General features: G+C 37.4%; 5 protein-coding genes and 2 pseudogenes. 3 read left to right on the forward strand and 4 right to left on the reverse strand.

Going from position 1 to position 7602, the window contains the following annotated elements; translation table 11 throughout:
• Window positions 1-130: 130 nt before the first annotated feature.
• Both G551_RS16040 and G551_RS0114900 read right to left on the reverse strand, forming a co-directional pair.
• Window positions 131-3867 (reverse strand): annotated as a pseudogene (locus tag G551_RS16040) (efflux RND transporter permease subunit).
• Between the two features lie 234 nt (window positions 3868-4101).
• Entirely contained in the window at window positions 4102-4521 is a 420-nt protein-coding gene (locus G551_RS0114900) for an HYC_CC_PP family protein (RefSeq protein ID WP_036244056.1), read from the reverse strand.
• 81 nt (window positions 4522-4602) lie between these two features.
• Here G551_RS0114900 and G551_RS0114905 point away from each other — a divergent pair, with 81 nt between their 5' ends.
• From G551_RS0114905 to G551_RS16610, 3 genes and pseudogenes are all read left to right on the forward strand, one after another.
• Window positions 4603-4983 (forward strand): S24 family peptidase, encoded by a 381-nt coding sequence (locus G551_RS0114905; protein ID WP_027886309.1) that lies wholly within the window; start codon window positions 4603-4605, stop codon window positions 4981-4983.
• Window positions 4980-6242, forward strand: coding sequence for a Y-family DNA polymerase (locus G551_RS0114910; protein WP_027886310.1), 1263 nt, complete (start codon window positions 4980-4982; stop codon window positions 6240-6242). The genes G551_RS0114905 and G551_RS0114910 overlap by 4 nt, the downstream gene beginning before the upstream one ends.
• 105 nt (window positions 6243-6347) lie before the next feature.
• A pseudogene (locus G551_RS16610) lies at window positions 6348-6455 on the forward strand (thioredoxin-disulfide reductase); the annotation flags it as partial.
• A 76-nt stretch (window positions 6456-6531) separates the two neighbouring features.
• Here G551_RS16610 and G551_RS16880 read toward each other — a convergent pair.
• A complete protein-coding gene (locus G551_RS16880) occupies window positions 6532-6654 on the reverse strand; it encodes a hypothetical protein (RefSeq protein ID WP_262492874.1) in 123 nt (40 codons plus the stop codon).
• Between the two features lie 261 nt (window positions 6655-6915).
• On the reverse strand, window positions 6916-7128 hold the full coding sequence (locus G551_RS17005; RefSeq protein ID WP_156876813.1) for a zinc-ribbon domain-containing protein: 213 nt from the start codon (window positions 7126-7128) through the stop codon (window positions 6916-6918).
• Window positions 7129-7602 lie beyond the last annotated feature (474 nt).

The following is a 7602-nucleotide window of genomic DNA, read 5'->3' on the forward strand; positions in this document are numbered from 1 at the left end:
GTTATTTAAAGTGAAAATTTTATGTTGAATTCTATTTTTCATTATCGTTTCTATAATTTTCTAACTTCTAACTTCTAACTTCTAACTTCTAACTTCTAACTTCTAACTTCTAACTTCTAACTTCTAACTTCTAACTTCTAACTTTTCTCTCTTCTCGCCAGCTAAACAATACCGGCACTACAAATAAAGTAATTAATGCGACGAGCATTCCACCGAAGCTTGGGATCGCCATCGGGATCATAATATCGCTTCCTCTGCCCGAAGAAGTTAAAATAGGTAATAAAGCTAAAAGTGTCGTTGCCGTGGTCATTAAACAAGGTCGAATTCTTTTTTCGCCCGCTTCGATCACCGATTTACGTACTTGCTCTTTATTCTCAGGTTTATTTTTTCTGAAGGTTTGCGTGAGGTAAGTGGCCATTACCACACCATCGTCGGTCGCAATTCCAAAGAGCGCAATAAAACCAACCCAAACAGCAACACTTAAATTCACGGTTTTAATGTTGAATAGATCTCGCAGATTTTCACCAAAAAAATTAAAGTTTAAAAACCAATCTTGACCGTACAACCATATCATCACAAATCCCCCGGCGAAAGCTACTGCAATTCCGCTAAAGACCATCAACGAAGTGGTGGCCGATTTAAACTGAAAGTACAAAATCATAAAAATGATGAACAACGAAAGCGGAACCACGATCGATAAAGTTTTCTCGGCTCTTAGTTGATTTTCATAATTTCCGGTGAATTCAAAATTAATTCCGCTAGGTACTTTTAAACTTCCTTTTCTTATTTGTTGCTGAATCATTTGTTGTGCATTTTCAACCACATCGACTTCAGCAAAACCATCTTGCTTATCAAAAAGCACATAACCTACTAAAAAGGTATCTTCACTTTTAATGGCTTGCGGACCTTTTTCATACTTAATTTCTGCCACCTCACTCAACGGAATGGGTTTACCATTGGCCACCGGAATGTAAATGTTTTTTAAATCTTCCGGACTGTCACGCAATTCTCTAGGATAGCGAACTCGAATCCCGTAACGCTCACGACCTTCTACGGTTTGCGAAAGTTGCATTCCGCCGACTGCAACCTCTAAAACTTGTTGCACGTCGTTAATGTTAATTCCGTAGCGAACCAATTGGTCACGTTTAATATCGATCAACAAATAAGGTTTCCCCACAATTCTATCGGCAAAAACCGCTTCATCTTTAACTCCGCTTACTTGCTTTAAACTGTTTTCAAGCTTGAGTCCAAACGCTTCGATTTCTTCTAGGTCTTGACCTTGCACTTTAATTCCCATCGGCGCGCGCATTCCTGTTTGTAGCATCACCAATCGCGTTTCGATAGGCTGTAGTTTTGGTGCTGAGGTGATTCCCGGTAGTTTGGTGACACGCACGATCTCGTTCCAAATATCGTCGGAAGAATTAATTTCTGGTCTCCAATTTTGATAATATTCTCCGTCTTCATCAGGAATAAGTTGAGAAGTTGCTACATCGAGCGAAGTCGAGATGTCTTCAGAAGATTTAGAAGAATTCTCATCTTTATTTGAACTGACATCGTTGGTATTTTCAACTAAACTTCCATCTTTCAGCATAAAATAGCCATCTTCATTTACTTTGAATCGCTGTTTTTCGCCTTCTGTATTTAAAGCGTATTCCGGTTTATACTGAATGATATTTTCGTACATCGAAAGTGGCGCGGGATCGAGAGCCGATTCGGTTCTTCCTGCTTTTCCCACGACTGTTTCAATTTCAGGAATGCTGGCCACTGCCATATCCAGTTGTTGTAAAATACGTTTATTTTCTTCAACGCCGGCGTGTGGGAGCGAAGTTGGCATCAATAAAAACGAACCTTCATTAAGTGACGGCATAAATTCTTTACCGGTATTTTTCATAATGAAAAGCCAAAAATTACGATCGCTGTCGGAATACTTAAAAAGAGCAATTTGTGTTGAAGCGTCCACCGTAAGATTCTCGTGTAATAGTTTCTGAAAAGGGTAAAACCACCTAAAATTAAGAAGACAATTAACGCTACAAAAATGAAGTTGAGTGCAATATTTTGCGTGATTCCCAATGGTCGCCAATAGGTTGCCAGAAAATAAACGATCACTAAAGCTGAAATAACAATATTGATCAAATTCGCTTTGGCTGCGGAAAGGATATTTTTCTGCTGAAGTAATTGAACGATTCCAAAAGTAATTAAAATAATTCCTAACAGATAACCGAAAATCATTGCTGCAATCCCTAGAATAATCATCGCTATGTTGATGATGAAACCAGCTTTTTTTCTACGATTTCTTTTCTTGAATAATATCGCTGCAAATGGCGGAATAAGAAAAAGCGCCACGATTAGTGAAGCCACCAAAGCCATCGTTTTGGTAAATGCCAACGGACGAAAGAGTTTTCCTTCAGCTCCCGTCATCGTGAACACGGGAATAAAACTGATGATCGTTGTTAAAACGGCAGTTAAAATAGCTCCGGAAACTTCTGAAGTCGCTTGGTAAACAATAGCGTTGATGTTAAATTTTTCTTTGGCTTTTTCAAGATGTCGAATAATATTTTCAGAGAGAATCACACCCATATCGACCATGGTTCCAATAGCGATTGCAATTCCTGAAAGGGCAACGATATTCGCCGTCACGTTGAAAAACTTCATCGCAATAAAAACCATTAACACCGCAACAGGAAGCAAACCAGAAATTAATAAGGAAGCTCTAAGATTATAAACCATAATGATAATGACCAAAACAGTAATGAGAATTTCCATTAATAAAGCTTCGTTGAGCGTTCCTAAAGTTTCCTGTATTAATTGTGTGCGATCGTAAAACGGAACCACCGTAAGTTGCGAGGTTCTACCATCTTTTAACTCTTTAGAAGGTAAACCACCTTTAATTTTTTCAATTTGCGCTTTTACATTAGTAATTACTTCCATTGGGTTAGCTCTGTGTCGGGCAACCACAACGCCACCAACCACTTCTGCACCTTCTTTATCGAGAATTCCGCGGCGGGTTTCGGGACCTAAGTGTACGTTGGCAATATCTTTAATGCGGAGCGAAGTGTAATCTTTAGCACTTACCACCGTATTTTTTAGGTCTTCAATCGACTTTACATAACCTAAACCACGTACTAAATATTCAGCTTGGTTTATTTCTAGGGTTTGGGCGCCAATATCGCGGTTACTTTCTTTTACTGCTTTTACGATTTGTTGCAAACCGATATTATATTGGCGCATTTTTTCAGGATTTACATCGATCTGATATTCTTGAACGTAGCCACCAATAGAAGCAACTTCTGAAACACCACTTGCTCCTGAAAGCGCATATTTTACGTAATAATCTTGAATGCTTCGCAGCTCTTGCAAATCCCAACCGCCGGTCACGTTTCCGTTTTGGTCGCGACCTTCGAGCGTGTACCAAAATATTTGTCCGAGTCCCGTAGCATCGGGTCCTAAACTAGGATTGACGCCCTGCGGAAGTAAATTTGCCGGTAGTGAGTTGAGTTTTTCGAGAATTCGGCTACGGCTCCAATAGAACTCGATGTCTTCTTCAAAAATGATATAAATACTAGAGAACCCAAACATCGAAGAACTTCGAATGGTTTTTACTCCGGGAATACCTAATAATGAAGTCGTAAGCGGATAGGTGATTTGATCTTCGATATCTTGCGGTGAGCGACCTTCCCATTTGGTAAAAACGATTTGTTGATTTTCGCCAATATTCGGGATAGCATCGACCGCTACGGGATTGTTGGGTAAAATACCTAGATCCCAATTAAACGGAGAATTGGTGAGTCCCCAACCTACAAGAAGTACAAGTAGGAGCCCAGCAACGATCTTATTTTCGATTAAAAATTTAATGCCTTTGTTCAGCATAATTTTTAGTGATTTAAATGATAAAATTGAAACTGAAATTGAAAAATCCTCCTTTGTCGTTGTCATCTCACTTTAAAAGTGGAGAATCTTATAGCTTAACGGTATTTTGAAAGAAGGATTTGGTTTGCGCAAGGGATAGGAGTGGCATCCTTTTTTAGATTCCTGCCTGCGCAGGAAGTTGAAAAAGATATAACGGATAGCCCGACCCGATAGGGTTGCGCCCAGATTAAAATTTTAAATTAAAAAAGTTTCGTCTAACACGAGTAGGTCGTAGACGAGCAGCGGAGGAGAATAGTTTCGGTGAGGAATGTGCTGCGTTTTCTTTACCTCAAAAAGTTGAATATAAGTATACACCAAACTGGCTACAAAAACCTGTTGGTCTAATTGCAATTTCGAATTGTTTTTAACGTCGTCTTGTTGCTTTGTGATCTTTTTGTTGGTGCAGCAACCTTTTTTCTGAATGCTACACGTAGCGGGCGTTTCTTTTGGAGTTTGGGTGGCTTCCATCGCCATTCCGCAAGATTTTGCTTGTTGTGCAAATGAATAGTCGACCAAGGTTTTCCCGCAATAGTGCATACTTACGGCAAAGGCCGAAGTAGAGAACAGCACTAAAAATGCCATAAGAATAGCTGCTATTTGATGGAAAACTTTCATTATGACAAAGATAGAAAATAAAATTTAAACTTTAACATTGGAAATTTTCCTATCGAAAGGAATATTTCCTAATTTTGAATTATGGAAGTGACAGAATTTGGAAAGATTAAACGAGCGAAACCTAAACATCGGGCAGAAGTATCGATGCAAACCGGTTTTCCGAGTCCGGCGACGCATTATTTAGAGCGAACGATCGATTTGTCTGAAGTATTGGTAAAGAACAAAGAAGCGACATTTTTTGTGCGTATTGGCGGAAGCGCTTGGGAAGATTTAGGAATTTTAAAAAACGATGTGTTGATTATCGACCGTTCGTTAGAATTTGTACGAGGGAAGATTGCTTTGGTGGTGAAGGATGGTGCTTTTGAAGTGATGAAATTCCCAACTCCTCAAGAAAAAGAAAAAATGAATTCTGACGCTTTTGAACTTTGGGGCGTAATTACTTATGTGATACATTCGTTATGATTGCGTTGATCGATTGTAATAGTTTTTATGCTTCTTGCGAGCAGGTTTTTCGCCCAGATCTGAAAGGGAAACCTGTGGTGGTGCTGAGCAATAACGATGGTTGTGTGATCGCCGCCAATAGTGAAGCGAAAGCTTTAAGCCATATCCCGATGTTTGAGCCGGTATTTAAAATTAAAGATCAGTTGATTAAAAATGGGGTGACCTTTTTTTCTTCTAATTATACTTTGTACGGAGAAATGTCTGATCGGGTGATGCGGATTCTGGAAGAATTTTCACCTCTAGTAGAAATTTACAGCATTGATGAGTCGTTTATCGATCTTACGGGAATGCAACATCAAGATTTGCGAGCTTACGGTATTGCGATTAAAGAACGTATTCAACGTTATACCGGTTTGCCGGTTGGTGTTGGAATTGCACCGACAAAAGTTTTGGCAAAATTAGCCAATCGACGTGCTAAAAAAGAGGCCGGAAACGATCACGTATTTGTAATTGATTCTGAAGAAAAACGTGTTGACACTTTGCATTGGGCAAAAATTAAAGATGTTTGGGGTATTGGCAGAAAGCACGCGCAGCGCATCCAAGAAACGGGAAGAAATTCTGCTTTCGATTTTACGCAATTGCCTTTAAGTTGGGTACGAAAACATATGACGGTAGTAGGTGAACGTACGTGGCGAGAGTTGCAAGGCGAAAGTTGTTTGCCTTTAGAACGAGCTCCCAAACCTAAAAAAGCGATCGGAACCGCCAAATCTTTTGGTAAAAAGCTGGAAAAGCTAGCGCTGATTGAAGAAGCTTGTTCGTATTATATTAATGAGGTAAGTGAAGTTTTGCGTAACCAAAATTGTTGTGCTAACTATCTACAAATCTTCTTACAGACCAATTACCATAGCGAACGTGATAAGCAATACTACAAAAGCATTACAGTAACTTTAGAAGTACCGACCAACAATACGTTTATTTTAAATGCGGAAGGAAAAAAAGCATTGCATAAAATCTTTAAACCGGGTTATCGTTATAAAAAAGTGGGCGTTTGTTTAAGCGGAATTGTACCGAAAGAATATGTACAAACCAATTTATTTGCGGCCACCGATGAAAAGGTCGGCCTTATGGAAGCTTTCGATCGTATTAATCAGAAATTCGGGAAAACCACTTTAGCGCCGGCTTTAATGGATGCTAGAAAAGTGAAACAATGGGAATTGATCAAAAATGAACGGAGTCCGAGGTATACGACGCAGTGGGAAGATTTGTTGTGTGTTGAATGATCTTCTCTAACTATTTTAATAATCATGATCAACTGTTTTTATAGCTTTAAAGTTAGAAGAAAAAACAAGACGTCAATATTACCGATTTACCTAAAGGTATTTGGTAAAGAATACAGACAAGCCGTTACTGCCGCCGGAACAGGTTGTATGGCTGCTTTAGATGCAGAACGTTACTTAGCAACTGTAGAAAGTGAAGAAGAAGTTTCTGCATAAGGTTGAAATAGATTTTAATTATAACAAAAAAGCTACTCTTTATGGAGTAGTTTTTTTGTTATTAGGACTTCTCAAATTACCTGTTAATATCAAAGATCTCTCCTGAATTATACATTGTTTCGATTTCTTTTTTATCTATTTTAAAAGAAAATTCTTCAGAATAATTTTCGTCTTTATGAATTTTATAGAGTTTACTCATTTTATCAATTTCATAGTCATTAGGAACTACGAGCAAACTATCATTATTTACTTCGATTACTTTTAGAGTAGAATAGAACCCGCCTTCAATTTTATATTCATATACATCTCCACTTTTGGGAGATGATAAGTATTGTTGCTCTAATTTTTCATTTTCACCACTTTGGTAAAATGCCCAGCTAATTAAGATTGCAAATAATGCCAGACCAGAAAACTGCCATAAGGGGCCTTTGTTTTCATCTTTAAGCTTTATATACTCATTTCATATAGAATTAGGCATTTCTTTAGTCGATAATACATTTTTACAATTTTGACATTGAGAAATACCTCTTTTACCAATAGGAAACATAGGAATCCAAAAAATATGAGCGTGCTTTCTAAAAACACTAATTATAATAGAACCTTTTTCATTACAATTTGGACATACCGCTTGCTTAGAAAGAACAGATTTTAATATGTGCTGCTCTAGTACCAAAGATGATCATTTTTTACGGAAAGATTATATAATTAATAAAAATATAGTTAGGTAAGATAAGACGTAAATATATAATTTTTATATAAGTATACGTTATTTATTTTAAATAAGAAGATTGAAAGAAATCCAGTGATTGCATTTTCTTGAAGCGAATAAAGTTGAGGTGAAAAAATAGAAATTAAAAGTCGGGATGAGAGAACTAGAATACACTTCAGCAGTCTTAGTGATTTCAGTATTTTAAGTCTATTCGTAAATTAGAGGTAACCGAATAGGTCACATTTTATTTGACTTAATTTATACTAAGATAAGAAATAATTACAAATTCTTATTTACTTTATAATTAATTTTAATTAACATTGTATGTATAATTATGATTTACGGTATCGATCGTACTTGCCTACGAATGTTACCCGTTGTGAATTGCTTTCAGAATTGTAATCTTAATCATGATTTACAGCGATATACAAAGCTTTT

The sequence above is a fragment of the Mesonia mobilis DSM 19841 genome (assembly GCF_000423405.1).
Taxonomy (GTDB): Bacteria; Bacteroidota; Bacteroidia; order Flavobacteriales; family Flavobacteriaceae; genus Mesonia; species Mesonia mobilis.